A 14,618-nucleotide genomic window follows, 5' to 3' on the forward strand; every position below is an offset into this window, starting at 1 on the left:
GACAGCGTAGTAGGCTCGCCGACATGCCCCAGGCACCCGCCCCGCCCAGCGGCCAGCAGCTGCGCCGGGCCCTGGTGCGAGCGGAGCGGGGCGTGGCGCTGAGCCTCGACGAGACCGTCGCGTTGCTCGGCGCGAGGGGTCCGGAGCTCGACCGGCTGCTCGCGGTCGCCGCGCGGCTGCGCGACCTGGGGCACGGCGATGTCGTCACCTACTCCCGCAAGGTGTTCATCCCACTCACGATGCTGTGCCGGGACCGCTGCCACTACTGCGTGTTCGCGAAGGCGCCCGCGAAGCTGGAAGCGCCGTTCCTCACGCCGGAGGAGGTCGTATCGATCGCACGGACCGGCGCCGAGGCCGGTTGTAAGGAGGCGCTCTTCACGCTCGGCGACCGGCCCGAGGACCGCTACGAGGTCGCCCGCGACTGGCTCGACGAGCGCGGCTTCGACTCGACGCTCGACTACCTGCGCGCGGTGGCGATCCGCGTGATCGAGGAGACGGGCCTGCTGCCGCACCTCAACCCTGGCGTCATGAGCTACGAGGAGATCGCGCGGCTGAAGCACGTGAGCGCCTCGATGGGCATGATGCTCGAGACCGCGAGCCCCCGTCTGTCCGCGAAGGGCGGCCCGCATCACCGATCGCCGGACAAGGTGCCGGCCGTGCGGCTGCGCACGATCGAGGATGCCGGCCGGCTCGCCGTGCCGTTCACGACAGGCATCCTCGTCGGCATCGGCGAGACCGATCGGGAGCGCGCCGAGGCGCTGTTCGAGATCCGCGACCTGCACCGGCGCTACCGGCACGTGCAGGAGGTGATCGTGCAGAACTTCCGTGCGAAGCCCGGCACGGCGATGCGATCCTCGGCCGAGCCCGGCGACGAGGAGTTCCTCGCCGCCGTCGCCACCGCCCGTGTCGTGCTCGGGCCACGCATGCACGTGCAGGCTCCGCCGAACCTCTCCGACCCTGCTCAGCGTCTCCGTCTGCTCGATGCCGGCATCGACGATTGGGGCGGCGTCTCGCCGATCACCCCTGACCACGTGAACCCCGAGAAGCCCTGGCCGTCGATCGATGGGCTGCGCGAGACGACGGCCGCCCGTGGCAAGACGCTCCTCGAACGCCTGACCGTGTACCCGGAGTTCGCCGCGAAGCCGGACCCGTTCCTGGCTGGGAAGATGCGCGCCCCGGTGACGAGGCTGCTCGGCGGCGACGGACGCGCGAACGAGGGGCAGCGCCCCGCGCCGATCCGGTGGCAGGACCCCGACGTGCGATGGAAGCCGCGCACGATCGCGCTCACGTTCTCGAAGGTGGCCGGCGCAGGCCTGCGCGAGGATGCCGACGCCGTGTACGGGGAAGCGGATCTGCCGGCCACGACGGCGCAATGGAGACGCCACCGGGTCGCGCCCACACGGCTCGAGGGCGAGATCCGGTCCGCGCTGACGAAGGCGTCAGCCCATCGTGCGCTCTCCGATGAGGAAGCGCTCGCCTTGTTCCGCGCCGAGGGGGGCGCGCTCGACGCGCTGTGCCGGGTCGCCGACGACCTTCGTGCCGAGGCGGTGGGTGACGACGTCACGTACGTGATCAACCGGAACATCAACTTCACGAACGTGTGCTACGTGGGGTGCCGCTTCTGCGCGTTCGCACAGCGCGAGGTCGACGAGGAGTCGTACACGCTCACCCTGACGGAGGTCGCAGACCGCGCCGAGGAAGCCTGGGACCGCGGCGCCACCGAGGTCTGCATGCAGGGAGGCATCCATCCCGACCTCCCCGGCTCCTTCTATCTCGACGTGGTCGACGCCGTGAAACGCCGGACCCCGTCGATGCACGTGCACGCGTTCAGCCCGATGGAGATCCTCAACGGGGCGACGAAGCTCGACGTGTCGTTCGCCGAGTTCCTCTCGGAAGCGAGGGCTCACGGCCTCGACACGATCCCGGGCACGGCGGCCGAGATCCTCGACGATGAGGTGCGTTGGGTGCTGACGAAGGGCAAGCTCCCGGCTGCGACATGGGAGCAGATCGTCCGCACCGCACACGGTCTCGGCATCCGCAGCTCGAGCACGATCATGTTCGGTCACGTCGATGCGCCGCCGCACTGGGTGGCGCACATCCGGCGCATCGGTCGCATCCAGGCCGACACGGGGGGATTCACGGAGTTCGTACCGCTGCCGTTCGTGCACCAACATGCCCCGATCTACCTGTCCGGCAAGGCGCGCCCGGGGGCGACGTTCGAGGAGAACCTGCGGATGCACGCGGTTGCCCGCATCCTGCTCGACGGACTGATCCCGAACATCCAAGTCTCGTGGGTGAAACTCGGTGTCGACGCGTGCCGCTCGATCCTGCGTGCGGGCGCCAACGACTTCGGCGGCACGCTGATGGAGGAGACGATCAGTCGCATGGCGGGCGCGGAGTGGGGGATCGAGATGACGCCCGAACAGTTCGACGACGCGATCCGCGCGATCGGGCGCACGCCGGCGGTCCGTACGACGACGTACGACGCCATCCGCCGGAAAGCACGTCAGGCATCCTGACGGCTATCGTCAGTCGGTCTGACGACCGCGCCACCTGCCAGATCGACTTGCGACTTGGCGTCAGGTTCGACACGATGGGGGCGACGGACGAGGGATTGAGGCAGGGAACTTCCTCGATGGAGGGCTTGTCACCGGGGCGGTTCTTCCCTCAGAATCACATGAATGTGATTTCGGGGGGAGACGAGCGTGCATCACTACATCCCTTGGCAAGAGCGAGCGCGGTGTCGCGAATACGACCCGGAGATCTTCTTCCCCGAGAAGGGAGGCTCATCGAGGGAGGCCAAGCGGATCTGCAGCGAGTGTCCCGTGCGCATCGAGTGCCTGAACTACGCCCTCCGTCGTGACGAGCGTTACGGCGTGTGGGGAGGCATGAGCGAACGGGAACGCCGACGCCTGAAGCGCATGGCGTCCTGAGAACGGCCACCACGGTTCGACGAACCGGCTCGACGAGACGACGCAGGGAAAGGGGAGGAGGCATGGCAGCAGCCAAGAAGACGACCGCGAGGAAGAAGACCGCGGCTCGCAAGCCGGCGGCCCGTAAGAAGACCGCCGCCAAGAAGACCACGGCCAGGAGGCCGGCCGCCAAGAAGACGGCACGCAAGAAGACCGCGGCACGCAAGCCGGCGGCCCGGAAGAAGACCGCGGCACGCAAGAAGACCGCGGCACGCAAGCCGGCCGCCCGGAAGAAGACGACGGCTCGCAAGAAGACCGCGGCACGCAAGCGCTGATCGCCACCGTCGCGATCTCGAAGGGGGGCTCATGCCCCCCTTCCGCGTTCTCCGAGTGGCGCATGCTAGGCTCGCCGCCGCTCGGTAGAGCCCTCGCATGACCCAGTCCCCAGCCGCCACGCCCGAGCGCACGCCCACCGTCCTCGTCGTCCTGGTGGCCCGTGACGCAGCCGCCTGGCTCCGCGAGACCATCGCGGCGCTCGCCGCTCAGTCGTACCCACGCATGGCCGTGCTCGGCGTCGACGACGGATCCGACGACGACACGCGGCAGATCCTGGAGCAGGCCCTCGGTGAGCGCCGGGTGATCGCGCTGCCCGATCCAGGCGGCCTCGCGCCCGCGTTCCGCGAGGCCATGGAGCAGCCCGCCGCGTCCGAGGCCGACCTCATCCTGCTGCTCCACGACGACGCCGCGCTCGACCCCGACGCCGTGCAGCGACTCGTCGAGGCCGCTGTGGGCATCCGTGGTCTCGACGAGGTGGGCATCGTCGGATGCAAGGTCGTCGACTGGGACGAGCCCCGCCGTCTGCTCGACGTCGGTCGCTCCGCCGACATCTTCGGCCACGCGTACACGCCGCTGCAGCCCGACGAGATCGACCAGGGCCAGTTCGACCGGGTCCTCGAGGTCCTGTGCGTGTCGTCGTCGGCGATGCTCATCGCGAGAGCGGCGTGGAAGCGCGCCGGCCTGCTCGACGAACGACTCGACACCGAGCACCAGGGACTCGATCTGTGCTGGCGGGTGCGTCTGGCGGGGTTCCGTGTGGTGATGATGCCGTTGGCGCGGGTCCGCCATCGCGAGGTCACGCGCTCCCGCGAACACGCGCGGCGCTCGCGACGTCACAGCATGCGATACGAAGAGGACCGAGCCGCGATCGCCACGATGGCGAAGAACTACGGCCTGATCTCACTGTTCTGGGTCACGCCGTTGGCGCTGCTGCTCGGGCTCGTCCGACTGCTCTTCCTGACGCTGGCGCGACGGTTCGAGGAGGCCTACGACGTGCTCTCCGCGTGGGGCTGGAACGCCGCGCATGTCGGGGGCACGCTCTCCCGCCGCCGGCGCATCCAGCGCGAGCGCCGGGTCAAGGACCGCACGGTCCGTCGCTTCATGGAGACCGCGGGGGTCCGACTGCCCCGGTGGTTCCAGACGGCGGAACGCATCCTCGTGGAACAGCGCGAGATCGACGAGCGCGACGAGGACGAGACGACGTCCCGTCGGCTCCGCGACCGCACCGCGTCGCTCGTCGGATCGCACCCCGTGATCGTCGGCTCGTTCCTGGGGATCGTGGTCGGCGCCGTCACGATCCGCTTCCTCTTCGGAGCAGACGCGTTGGCGGGCGGGGTGTTACCGGCCTTCCCGGCGGGTCCCGACGGGTTCTGGGCCGAGCTGGTCTCCGCCTACCGGACGACACCGTTGGGGGGCACGCTCGCCGCAAGTCCTGCCTTGGGGGCGCTCGGGGGTTTGTCGTGGCTGATGCTCGGCAGCGCTTCGCTCGCGCAGAAGGTGGTGCTCGCCGGAGCCCCGGTGTTGGCGGCGATCCTGACCTACCGCGCGGCGATTCGGCTCACGGGGCGACCCGGCCCGTCCGTGCTGGCCTCCGGGGTGTACGTGCTCTGCGGTCTCACGCTGTGGTCCTTCTCCCAGGGGCGCCTCGATCTCCTCGTGGCGCTCGCGGTCCTGCCGGCGATCTTCGAGCGGATCGAAACCGCGTTCGGGCCCGACGAGCCGCAGGGCGGGCGACGGCGATTCGCCGCGGGTGTGGGGGTCACCCTCGCCGTGCTGGTGGCGTTCCTGCCGGGCGCGTTGCTCGCCGTCGGCGTGCTCGTCGTGGTCCAACTGGTCGCCGGCTCGTCCCGCGCCCGCGGCCTCGCCTCGATGGCGCTCGCATCCGCGATCGCCGCCGTGCTGCTCTTCCCGTTCGTGCCGACGCTCGCGGCGGGCGGAGGAGCTGCGCTGGTATCACAGATCGGCACCTCGGACCTGTCGCAGCTGGCGCGGCTAGCGCCGGGTGACGGGCCCGGCACGTGGGTCGTGGCCCTCTTCCTGCCGGTGGCCGCACTCTTGTCGTTCGCCTTGGTGGGCGCCGAGCTCCGTGGACGGGCGGTCCGCGCGGTGCTGGTGGTCCTGGTCGCCCTGGCGTTGTCGTGGCTCTCCGCCGCGTGGTGGGTTCCGGCGCCGTTGTCCAACCCGCTCGCGTATCTCGCCGTCGCCGCCGTCGGGGAAGTGATGCTGGTCGCGTACGGTGTCTCCTCGGCCGTGACCGGCCTCGGCCGCGAGGCGTTCGGCATGCGCCAGATCCTGACCGCGATGCTCGCGGTCGTGATCGGCGGCGGTCTCCTGCTCCAGTCGATCGCGGCGCTCGTGGGCGGATGGGCGGTCGGCGGTCCCGAGCAGGTGCCGGCGGCGTGGTCCGTGCTCGAGAGCACCGCGAAGGGCGACTTCAGGGTGCTGTGGGTGGGCTCCCACACGAACGATCCCTTCCCCGCGCCCGGCGGCGACCCCTCGGGACTGGCCGAGTCGGGTCGGGCCACCCTGCGTTACGGGCTCACCGGTCGCGACGGCACGGTTGCGATCGACCTCGCGCGTCCCTCGGTCGGCCCGGGCCCCGATCACCTCAGGGAAGCGCTCGACGAGATCCTCGCAGGGACGACCCGCCACGGGGGGGCGCTGTTGGCCCCCTTCGGCGTGCGGTTCGTGATCGCCGCCGACGACGACGTGCCCCCGCAAGCGCAGGCGCTGCTCGACGCCCAGGTCGACCTCGACCTCGTGCCGGCTGCCGGTCTCGTCGTCTACCGCAACGCGCGGGCGATCTCGCCCGCGGCGGTGCTCGAGGACGACCCCCTCTCGGTCGAGGCGATGCGATCATCCGATCCACCTGATGTCGTGCGCGCGTCTCTGCGTCGAGGGTCCCCCCTCGCGCAGGTGATGGGGGGCTGGGAAGGAGGCGAGGGCTCGGGGCCGGTCTACGTCTCGACGGAGTTCCAGGGTGCCTGGCAGCTGGAGGGCTCCGAGGACGAGCCCCTCACGGCGTTCGGTTGGGCGACCGGGTTCGAGACGCAGCAAGCACCGGTGGCCGTGCGGTACGGGTCCCAGTTGCCCGCCACGATCCAAGTGTGGCTCCTCGGGCTCGTGTGGGCCGTCGCCCTCTGGGTCACGAGGAAGCCAGTGGCGCGATGAGAGCCCGGGGGCAGGGTGTGTTGTCCCTCGTGGTCGCCGGCATCGTGGCGCTCGGCGTGGTCACGTTCGATCGCCTCGGTGAGCGCGAGCCGGCGGGATCCGCGGGAGGATCCGCGACGTCGGCTACCTGGCTGTGTCCCCACGGCGGCGGGAAGGCTTACGAGGGCACGGTCTTCCTGGCGAACCCTGGCGAGGTCGAGGTCTCGGCCCGGGTGAGCGAGCTCTCCGACGACGGCGCCGAGGGGTCGTCGGAGGTCCGCGTCCCGCCGCGCTCCCAGGTCGAGGTCGTCGTCGACGCCTCCGATCGATCTTCGTCGACGTTCGTCGAGACGTTCGGCGGCTGGCTGGCGGCGGGGTGGCTGATCCGAGGAGCCGAGGGCGAGGTGGGCATCGGCGCCGAACCGTGCGTCGCCGAGGCGGGACGGGGCTGGGTCACCGCGGCCGCCTCGACGGACGAAGGCGACGACGCCTTCCTCGTCGTCATGAACCCGTTCGACACCGACGCGGTGTTCGACGTCGCTCTGTTCGCGGCCGATCGAGCGCCTGTGCGCGACTCCGAGCTCACCGACGTCACGCTTCGGCCGCGAAGGAGCACGGCGATACGACTGAACGACTTCGCGCAGGGCGAGCTGGGGCTCGGCGTGTCGGTCGAGGTCTCCTCGGGCAGGCTCGCTGCATCATCGCTCGTCGTCTCCGAGGGCCGCGGCATCTGGAGCGTGATCGCTTCCGCGGCACCAGGTCAGCGGCAACTGATGCTCACCTCCACGGGGTCGGGCCGGTCCGTGCTGAACGTCGCGGTGCCCACGGTGAGGACCGACCCCGACGGCGTGACCCCGCTGCCTCCGGGGCAGTTCGGCTCGACGTTCGCCGCGATCCTACGGTCGGAGGCGCCTCCGCAGCCCGCGGGCGGACTGGCCGAGCAGCCGCAGGAACCGGAGTCGGCGGCGGCCTACCCGCTCACGACGACCGGTCCGTCGGCGGTCGATCTCTCCGTCCGTGAGGGCGCAGCTGTCGTGTCGGCGCTGCGCACGATCGGCGCGGGCAACGACGGTGGTGCGACCGCCGGGTCGACCGGCCCTGCGACGTCGTGGGTGGTCACGCCCACGGTGGCGGGAGATCCCGCCCGCCCCGGGTTGCTCGTGCTGAACCCTGGACAGTCGCAGGCGTCGGTCTCGATCACAGGCCTCCCCGCCGAAGAGGAGGGGTCGGCCGAGTCCACCACGATCTCGGTCCCCCCGGGGTCGGTCGCGGGGGTGCCCCGCGAGTTCCTCGACCGTGTGGGCGGCGCCTCGTTGCTCGTCATCAGCGACGGCGTGCCGGTCGTCGCGCTCGGTGCGTCCACGTCGCTGGGCAACGAGGGGCTGTCCGTCTACGGTCTGGCCGCGGGGCTGCCGATAGTGGAACCGGGAACAGCCTGATCGGCCGACTGGAGCCCGATGCGCCGTCGCGTATCATGTTCCGGTCCGCGACCCAACGGACACCTTGCCATGGCCAGAGGAACGCATGCACCCGCGCGCAAGCATCGCGCGATCGCGATCGTTGCGATCGTCGCGGGCGTGCTCGTGCTCGCCGTCGGCGGTGCCGCGTACTCGGCGTACCGCTACGAGCAGTCGCGAGCCGACCGCATCCTTCCGGGGGTGACGGTCGGCGGCGTCGACGTCGGGGGCATGACCAAGGCCGAGGCGGTCCAGGCCGTCCGCGCCGCCTCGGCGGTGGCGTTGCAGCGGCAGGTCGAGCTCCGGGCGCGCGGGCGGAGCTGGCAGGTCACCCTCGAGGAGCTCGGCCAGCGTTCCAACGCCGTGGGCGCCGTGAACAGGGCGCTCGGGCTGAGCGAGTCGATGGGCACGTTCTCCCGCTTCTGGCACCGCTTCAACGACGATCCGATCGGGCAGGAGGTCGAGCTGACGTTCTCGGGCGACGGTCGGGTCGACGTCGTGCTCGGGCGCATCGCTCGTGACGTCGCCGTGAAGCCGGTGAACGCCGACGTCACCTACGACGACGGTGAGGTGCGCTTCGTGAAGCCCAAGCCGGGCCGAGCGCTCGACTTCGTCGAGGCTCGCGCGTCGGTGCGAGCCGCGCTCAAGGCCGGTGGCGCCTCAGAGGTCTCGCTCCCCGTGCTGAAGGTCAGCCCCAAGGTCACCGAGAAGACCATGCCGCGCACGATCGTCGTCAGGGTCGACGAGAACAAGCTGTACCTCTACGACGGGTTCGACGTGGTTCGCACTTGGGCGGTCGCGACCGCGATGCCGGGGTGGACCACTCCGCAAGGGGACTGGAACCTCTACCGCAAGGCCGTGAACCCGACGTGGTACAACCCCGCGCTCGACAGCTGGGGGGCCGATCTCCCGGCGGTCGTCCCGGGCGGACCGAGCGCGCCGATGGGGACCCGCGCGCTCTACATCACGGCGCCGGGATTGATCCGCATCCACGGGACTCCGGCCGACAGCTCGATCGGCACATACGCGTCCCACGGCTGCATCCGCATGCACAACTGGGAGGTCGAGGAGTTGTATCCGATGGTCGACGTCGGCACCCGCGTGATCGTCGTCGGGTCGCGTCCGGCCAACGCGGTCGAGGGCGACACGCCAGCGTCGGTCAACGTCTGAGCGTCGTCGTCGTTCTTGTCACACTTCCTCGGCTCGCACCTTGTCGATGCCGGTCGGGGTGACGTAGGGTTCTCGATGTACCCCGTAGCGACGCGATGGGAAACCGGAGCGCCACTGCGGGGTACATCTGTGTGCGGCGCACGCCGGCGGCGTGCGGGAGCGCGATCTCCTCGAAGATGCTTGGAGATCACACGTATGTCATTTACTCTTCGGCGCGATGCGAACCTGCGCGAAGATGCGATGTGACGCCGAGCCAGTCGCCACCGTCTCCCTCCGATACGCCGATCGTGAGGTCGCGATCGGCGATCTCGTGGCGGAGCGCGACCGCAACCTGCTCGACCTGTGCCGCGAGCACGTCGAGCGCCTGACGCCTCCCGTCGGCTGGACGGTGCGGGACGCGCGGGCCGTGACGATCTCGGAGGCAGCCTCGGCCCTGGCCGTCTGACCTCACCCGGGCTCCCACCTCGTCGTCGGCCGACGACGGGCGGCTGTCCCCCCGATGGGGGCCCGGGTGTGGCGCGGGGGCCATGGGTGAGCCCCTCGGCGGACCCGAGGAAATGAGCGCAGGGTGCTATGGTCCCCGACCCCTGTCAGAGCCGAACCTATCGGTATGGAAACCGGAACCTGCCCCCAGTGCCGCGCGGGCGACCTCATCGCCATCTCGATGTCGGTCGGCGGCCGAGACCTGTCCTTCCGCACCTGTCACCACTGCGAGGCGAAGTGGTGGTACCGCGACGGCGACGAGGTGCCGCTGGCGTCGGTGATCGGGCTCGTCGTCGAGAAGTGATGCCCCGCGGCTTCGCCGGGCACCCCTTCGACTCCGACGCCTGACGCCCCCGTCGTCCGCCCGTAACATGCGGGCGTGCCCAGCGACCTCGACCGCATCTTCAAGGCGTACGACGTGCGTGGGGTCGTGCCCGACGAACTCGATGCCGACCTCGTCCGCGACATCGGAGCGGCGTTCGCGGCGTGGAGCGGCGCGTCGAGCATCGTCGTCGGCCGCGACTGCCGCCTGAGTTCCCCTGAGCTCGCGGCCGCGATCGCCGACGGCGCCACCTCGCAAGGCATCGATGTGGTCGACCTCGGGCTCGCGTCGACCGACCTGCTCTACTTCGCGTCCGGCTCGCTCGACATGCCCGGCATCATGCTCACGGCGAGCCACAATCCCAAGCAGTACAACGGCATGAAGTTCTGCCTGGCGGGCGCGAAGCCGGTGGGGGAGGACACCGGGCTCCGCGAGATCCGCTCGATCGTCGAGCTGGGGTCGTCTCCGGCCGCGGCAGCGCGGGGCTCGGTGCATCGTCGCGAGCTGCTCGAGGCATACGTGGAGCACGTGCTCTCGTTCGTCGACGTCGGAGCCATGCGGCCGTTGACGATCGTGGCCGACACGGCGAACGGCATGGGGGGCCTGGTGGTGCCTGCCGTGATATCGAGGCTGCCCGTCACCCTGCATCACCTCTATCCAGAGCTCGACGGCACGTTTCCCAACCATCCGGCGGACCCGATCGACCCGGAGAACCAGAAGGACCTGAAGGCCGCCGTGATCGAGCACGGCGCCGACGTCGGGCTCGCCTTCGATGGCGACGCCGATCGCGTGTTCCTGATCGACGAGCGGGCCGAGGACGTGAGCGGTTCGCTGCTCACAGCCCTCGTCGCGATCGCGATGCTCGAGCGGGAGCCAGGCGCCAAGATCGTCCACAACCTCATCTGCTCGTGGACCGTGCCCGAGGTGATCCGCGAGCATGGCGGCGAACCCGTGCGCACCCGGGTGGGTCATTCGTTCATCAAGCAGGTGATGGCCGAGACCGGCGCGATCTTCGGTGGTGAGCATTCGGGTCACTACTACTTCCGAGACAACTACCGGGCCGACTCGGGACTGATCGCGGCGGTCGCCGCTCTGGGAGAGCTCTCCAAGGCAGATCGCCCCCTCTCCGAGCTCCTGGCGCCGCTGCGCCGCTACGCGGCGTCGGGCGAGATCAACTCGGTCGTGGACGATCAGCAGGGCCGCATCGGGGCGATCGCCTCCCACTACTCGGACGGCCGGCAGGACCGGCTCGACGGCCTGACGGTAGAGTTCGACGACTGGTGGTGCAACGTGCGTCCCTCGAACACCGAACCGTTGCTCCGGCTGAACGCCGAGGCGCGCACCCCTGAGCTGCTGGCCGAGAAGACGGCCGAGGTGCTCGCGCTGATCCGAGGCGACGGCGACGCGTGAGACCTGCCCCGGACGAGAAGGAGGCATCGTGACCCTCGATCCTCAGCTGCTGGAGATCCTCGTGTGCCCCAACGACCGGGGTGACCTCGACTATCGCGAGGCCGAGCAGATCCTGGTCTGCACGACGTGCGGATACCGATACCCGATCCGCGACGACATCCCGGTGATGTTGATCGACGAGGCCGAGAAGCCCGGCCAGAAGCCGGGAACGAAGTGACGGACCTGAACGACGTCGAGGCGCTCCGGGCGCTCGACGTGGGCGACATGCTCGGAGCCGTCGCCTCGATGCCGCGACACGCGCGCGAAGGCTACGCGGCCGGGATGGGTGCCGAGGGTCTGGCTTCGGCCGACGGCGTGACGGCGATCACGTTCTGCGGCATGGGGGGTTCGGCCGTCGCCGGCGACGTGCTCCGCTCGCTCTACCGCGACCGGCTGATCGTGCCCGTCGAGGTGAACCGAAGTCCCGAGTTGCCCGCGTACGCCGGCCCGCGCACGATGGTCGTGGTCTCGTCGTACTCGGGGAACACGGCGGAGACGCTCGCGAGCTTCGAGGAAGCGGTGGCACGCGGCTGTCGGGTGCTACCGATCACGTCGGGGGGCACGCTGGCGGCCCGCGCGGGGGAGCTCGGCCTCGGAGCCGTCCGGATCCCCGGCGGCTACATGCCCCGCGCGGCGCTCGGCTACCTGTCGTTGTCCCTGCTCGGCGCGATGGAGGCCGTGGGGCTCTTGCCGCGCCTCGCGGGCGATGTGGACGAGGCGACGGGTGAGCTGGACCGACTCGCCGAGGCGCTGCGACCCGACCTGCCGACGCACCGAAACGAGGCCAAGGCGCTCGCGGAGCGCATCGGCCATCGTCAACCGGTCGTGTGGGGAGCCGACGGACTCGGCGCGGTCGCCGCCGCGCGGTGGAAGACCCAGCTGAACGAGAACGGGAAGGTCCCCGCCTGGTCGGCCGCGCTGCCAGAGCTCGACCACAACGAGGTCGTGGGGTGGTACGCCGACCACGGCGAGGACTCGTTTATCGTGGCGCTCCGACACGAGGGTGAACACGATGAGGTGGCGGTGCGTTTCCCGATCTCCCTCGAGATCGTTCGAGACGCAGGGGCGATCACCGATGAGGTCTGGGCGACCGGACGGAGCGCGCTCGCGCGGTTCCTGTCGCTCGTGATCATGGGGGACTACGTGAGTTGCTACGTCGGCCTGCGCCAGGGTGTCGATCCCTCGCCGATCGCGTCGATCGACCGGCTGAAGGCGTTCCTGGGCGGAGCGAGGTCGTGATGAGCGAGCAGGGACTGCCGGGGCCGGGCGACGATCTCGCCGCGCAGGCGGCCGCCGTCGTGCGATCGGCCACTGATCTCGTGCCGCTCGCCGGCGTCGTGCTGGGCTCGGGTCTGGGCCCTGCCCTCGGGGACGCCCTCGACGAGACGGCGAGCTTCTCGTTCACGGATCTGCCGGGGTTCCCGCCCCCCGGGGTACCGGGCCATGCCGGGAGGCTGGTGCTCGGTTACCTCGCAGGGGTGCCCGTCGCCGCGTTCTTCGGCCGGGTCCACTTCCACGAGGGGCACGGCATGGACGTGCCGGCGTTGCTGCCCCGCCTGTCGAAGGAGCTCGGGGCCGACACGATGGTGCTGACCGCCGCCGTCGGTGGGCTCGTGCGCGGGGAGGCCGCGGGCACCGTCGTGATCCTGCGCGACCACCTCAACATGATGGGCGTGGCACCGCTCAGGGGGTGGCGCTATCCGGACGGCATGCCGGCGTTCATCAGCACCGACGGGGTCTACGACGAGGCCTTGCGGGAGCTCGCGTTCGAGCGGGCTCAAGCGCTCGGGATCTCGTCATCGATCGGTGTGTACGCGGCGATGAGCGGGCCGGCCTACGAGACCCCGACGGAAGTGGGGATGTTGCAGGCAGCCGGGGCGACGGTCGTCGGCATGTCGATGGTTCCCGAAGCGCTGCCGGCGGCCGCTCTTGAGATGCGGGTGCTCGGCATCTGCTCGCTCGCGAACGCGTTCGGCGAGCCCGTGGAACACGAGGAGGTCGTCCGCGTGTCGAACGAGACCGCGGTGGCGGTGGGCAGGTTGCTCGTCGACCTGTTCCCGCGCATGAGAGGAGACCAAGCGTGACGAACGACGTACGCGATATGACGCTCGCGGCTGGCGGCCGCGAGCGGATCGAGTGGGCGGGGGCGGAGATGCCGGTGACCGCGCAGATCAGGGACCGCTTCGAGAAGGAGAGACCGCTCGACGGCATCCGCATCGGGGCGTGCCTGCACGTGACCACCGAGACCGCCAACCTGATGCTCACCCTGAAGGCCGGTGGCGCCGATGTGGCCCTGTGCGCGTCGAACCCGCTCTCCACCCAGGACGACGTGGCGGCGGCGCTGGTCGAGGCCGGCATCGACACCTTCGCGATCAAGGGCGAGGACACCGACACGTTCTTCAAGCACATCAACGCCGTGCTGGACATCCGACCCAACATCACGATGGACGACGGGGCCGACATGGTGAGCGTGCTGCACAAGGAACGTGTCGACCAGATCGGCGAGATCATCGGGGGGACGGAAGAGACCACGACCGGCGTGATCCGGCTGCGGGCGATGGCCGCCGACGGCGCGCTGAAGTACCCGATCGTGAGCGTGAACGACGCCGACACGAAGCACCTGTTCGACAACCGCTTCGGCACCGGACAGTCGACGATCGACGCGATCATGCGAGCGACCAACCGGTTGCTGGCCGGTCGCACGATCGTCGTGTGCGGCTACGGCATGTGCGGGCGCGGGGTCGCCTCGCGGGCGCGCGGCATGGGCGCGCATGTGATCGTGACCGAGGTCGACCCAACGGCGGCGATCGAGGCGGTGATGGAGGGGTACCGGGTCATGCCGCTGCGCGAGGCGGCACGCGTCGGCGACATCTTCATCACGGTGACCGGCGATACGACCGTGATCGGGCGCGAGCACATGGAGGTCATGAAGGAGGGGGCGATGCTCGCGAACTCCGGGCACTTCGACGTTGAGATCGACAAGCAGGCGCTCTCCTCGCTCGGCACGGGTGGGGTCCGTCGGATCCGTGAGTTCGTCGACGAGTACACGTTCGCGGACGGCCGGCGTGTCTACCTGCTCGGGGAGGGCCGCCTCGTGAACCTCTCGGCGGCCGAGGGCCATCCCGCGGCGGTGATGGACATGTCGTTCGCGAACCAGGCGCTGGCCGCCGAGTGGGTGGTCGACCAGCGCGGCGCGCTCGAGCCTCGCGTCTACCCGGTGCCGGTCGAGATCGACAAGGAGGTGGCGCGGATGAAGCTCCGGGCGATGGGCGTGGAGATCGACGAGCTCACACCGGAGCAGGACCACTACCTGCACAGCTGGGAACAGGGCACCTAACC

Annotated in this window: 13 protein-coding genes; all 13 read left to right on the forward strand. The window is 70.1% G+C overall.

Annotation, left to right across the window (positions count from 1 at the left end; translation table 11 throughout):
• Nucleotides 1-23: 23 nt before the first annotated feature.
• Nucleotides 24-2,519, forward strand: a complete 2,496-nt coding sequence (locus VFI59_12805) for a bifunctional FO biosynthesis protein CofGH (protein ID HET6714577.1) — start codon at nucleotides 24-26, stop codon at nucleotides 2,517-2,519.
• 186 nt (nucleotides 2,520-2,705) lie between these two features.
• Nucleotides 2,706-2,933: a WhiB family transcriptional regulator gene (locus VFI59_12810; protein ID HET6714578.1), complete on the forward strand. Its 228-nt coding sequence runs from the start codon at nucleotides 2,706-2,708 to the stop codon at nucleotides 2,931-2,933.
• A 62-nt stretch (nucleotides 2,934-2,995) separates the two neighbouring features.
• A complete protein-coding gene (locus VFI59_12815) occupies nucleotides 2,996-3,247 on the forward strand; it encodes a hypothetical protein (protein ID HET6714579.1) in 252 nt (83 codons plus the stop codon).
• A 97-nt stretch (nucleotides 3,248-3,344) separates the two neighbouring features.
• Entirely contained in the window at nucleotides 3,345-6,419 is a 3,075-nt protein-coding gene (locus VFI59_12820) for a glycosyltransferase family 2 protein (GenBank protein HET6714580.1), read from the forward strand.
• Nucleotides 6,416-7,837, forward strand: coding sequence for a DUF5719 family protein (locus tag VFI59_12825; GenBank protein HET6714581.1), 1,422 nt, complete (start codon nucleotides 6,416-6,418; stop codon nucleotides 7,835-7,837). The genes VFI59_12820 and VFI59_12825 overlap by 4 nt, the downstream gene beginning before the upstream one ends.
• A gap of 69 nt (nucleotides 7,838-7,906) precedes the next feature.
• Complete coding sequence (locus VFI59_12830; GenBank protein ID HET6714582.1) at nucleotides 7,907-9,025, forward strand: L,D-transpeptidase/peptidoglycan binding protein; 1,119 nt, start codon at nucleotides 7,907-7,909, stop codon at nucleotides 9,023-9,025.
• A gap of 217 nt (nucleotides 9,026-9,242) precedes the next feature.
• Nucleotides 9,243-9,470 (forward strand): DUF3499 family protein, encoded by a 228-nt coding sequence (locus VFI59_12835; protein HET6714583.1) that lies wholly within the window; start codon nucleotides 9,243-9,245, stop codon nucleotides 9,468-9,470.
• Nucleotides 9,471-9,635: 165 nt separating this feature from the next.
• Nucleotides 9,636-9,812 carry a hypothetical protein gene (locus VFI59_12840; protein ID HET6714584.1) on the forward strand — a complete coding sequence of 59 codons (177 nt, stop codon included), beginning with the start codon at nucleotides 9,636-9,638 and terminating at the stop codon, nucleotides 9,810-9,812.
• Between the two features lie 75 nt (nucleotides 9,813-9,887).
• A complete protein-coding gene (locus VFI59_12845) occupies nucleotides 9,888-11,240 on the forward strand; it encodes a phosphomannomutase/phosphoglucomutase (GenBank protein HET6714585.1) in 1,353 nt (450 codons plus the stop codon).
• Between the two features lie 28 nt (nucleotides 11,241-11,268).
• Entirely contained in the window at nucleotides 11,269-11,457 is a 189-nt protein-coding gene (locus VFI59_12850) for a Trm112 family protein (GenBank protein HET6714586.1), read from the forward strand.
• Complete coding sequence (locus VFI59_12855; protein HET6714587.1) at nucleotides 11,454-12,518, forward strand: bifunctional phosphoglucose/phosphomannose isomerase; 1,065 nt, start codon at nucleotides 11,454-11,456, stop codon at nucleotides 12,516-12,518. Before VFI59_12850 ends, VFI59_12855 begins: the two co-directional genes overlap by 4 nt.
• Nucleotides 12,518-13,363, forward strand: a complete 846-nt coding sequence (locus VFI59_12860; GenBank protein ID HET6714588.1) for a purine-nucleoside phosphorylase — start codon at nucleotides 12,518-12,520, stop codon at nucleotides 13,361-13,363. The genes VFI59_12855 and VFI59_12860 overlap by 1 nt, the downstream gene beginning before the upstream one ends.
• Nucleotides 13,360-14,616 (forward strand): adenosylhomocysteinase, encoded by a 1,257-nt coding sequence (ahcY, locus tag VFI59_12865; GenBank protein ID HET6714589.1) that lies wholly within the window; start codon nucleotides 13,360-13,362, stop codon nucleotides 14,614-14,616. The genes VFI59_12860 and ahcY overlap by 4 nt, the downstream gene beginning before the upstream one ends.
• Nucleotides 14,617-14,618: the final 2 nt, after the last annotated feature.

The organism is Actinomycetota bacterium, from assembly GCA_035697485.1.
Classification (GTDB): domain Bacteria; phylum Actinomycetota; class UBA4738; order UBA4738; family HRBIN12; genus JAOUEA01.